Below are 1,398 nucleotides of genomic sequence, written 5' to 3'. Positions count from 1 at the left end.
TTGGCAACGGGTGTTAGTGCGGACAGCTTCTCGATGGTGGTGGACGGACGAATCCCCTCGTCGCGACTGAAAGCCGAGCCTTGGCTCTGGACCGCGAAGAGTTCACCGGTAGTCATAAAGTCGGCCGCGGCCGCGCGCTGCTGCGACAGCAGCGCCCATTCATCCTGTGCTTCCCGCGATATTCCCAGCTCAGTGCTCATGCGATCCGAGAGCCCGGCAAAGGTCAAATCACTGATGACGCAAGTCAGCGAGTGGGTCAAGTTGCTGATCGGCTCTGCGCCATCGATCTGCAGCGCAGGGGTCCGACTGGATGAGTCGATTCCTCCGACAAGATAGAGCGCGCCTTCGCCGCGCTCTATCCGACGGGTCGCATCCACCACGCAATCAATGCCGGCAGGACAAGCTGCGTTGAGTGTGCTGGCCGGAATATGGTGTCCGATTTCGGCTCGATACATCATCGTGCGCGCCGGGTTGGTGCTTTGGCCGGCCTGCATGACCATGGCCAGGATGGCGCCGTCAGACTCCGACGTGACAGGGTGACGACGTTGCAGTTCTCTGAGAGCCATCGTGCCCAGATCGAGCGCGGAAAATTCCGACAATCGACCATGGAGTCGGCCAAAAGGCGTTCTTGTCCCTGCGAGAAGGTAAGCGTGACGGTTGCTCATGAAATTTCTTCTACTGTAGTGACGGCGGTGGCATCCGCGCTCAGTCTGAAGAACGGCAGGGTCCAGTCGCCCACCTTCGTAAAGGCCACGCAGCAGGCGGCGCCGGCACGCACGGGTCTTCCTGCTTCTATCAATTGGGTCAATATCACTGGCCCTTCGATCAATCGGACCAGGGCGATGACATAAGGAGCTGCAAGCTGCCATCCGGCATTCCCTGCCTGATGAACGCGCGTGAAGGTTTGGACTTCTGCTCGGCCGCTGACCTCTTCCCAAGCTTGGTTCTGCGACCAGCAGTGTGGGCAGATTTCACGGGGATAGGCAGTAAAGCGGCGGCAATCGGTACAGCGATGGAACAGCAACCGGCCTTCGGCCGCTGCCACCCAGAAGGGTGAAGATAAGGCTGTCGGCGTCGGTGGCGGCACGGACAGGGTTGCCAGATCAATGGCGGGAAAGCTGGTGGCCGCGTGTGTCATGTTGAACTCCCCAAAACCAGGGCGACCGCTTCGCTGAGGGTCGCACCATTGCCGGTGATCATGGCCGCCTTGGGGTTGGCGATCTGGCGCGCCCCGGCCTCGCCGCGCAGTTGGCGAACCGCCTCGATCACGTGGCTCATGCCACCGGCATACCCGGCTTGTCCGGCACCGAGTTGACCTCCGTGGGTGTTGAGTGGCATGTCACCCGTGTGTGAAAAATCGTGGTCTCGGGTCCAGCGCCCGAATTCGCCCGGCCTGCA

At 61.2% G+C, this 1,398-nt stretch carries 1 protein-coding gene and 2 pseudogenes; all 3 read right to left on the bottom strand.

Translation table 11 applies throughout. The features are described 5' to 3' along the window. Positions 1-665, bottom strand: a pseudogene (locus tag QZH66_RS16085) (hypothetical protein); the annotation flags it as partial. After that, positions 662-1,138: an OB-fold domain-containing protein gene (locus QZH66_RS16080; RefSeq protein ID WP_305806894.1), complete on the bottom strand. Its 477-nt coding sequence runs from the start codon at positions 1,136-1,138 to the stop codon at positions 662-664. The gene QZH66_RS16080 and the pseudogene QZH66_RS16085, both read right to left, overlap by 4 nt. Beyond that, a pseudogene (locus QZH66_RS16075) lies at positions 1,135-1,398 on the bottom strand (hypothetical protein); the annotation flags it as partial. The pseudogene QZH66_RS16075 and the gene QZH66_RS16080, both read right to left, overlap by 4 nt.

This window comes from Stenotrophomonas sp. YIM B06876 (assembly GCF_030711595.1).
In the GTDB taxonomy this organism is placed as follows: domain Bacteria; phylum Pseudomonadota; class Gammaproteobacteria; order Xanthomonadales; family Xanthomonadaceae; genus Stenotrophomonas.
This window is presented reverse-complemented; position numbering and strand designations above follow the sequence as displayed.

Coding starts and splice junctions, on each gene's coding strand:
- QZH66_RS16080 (WP_305806894.1), bottom strand. CDS start 1,138: ATGACACACGCGGCCACCAGCTTTCCCGCCATTGATCTGGCAACCCTG.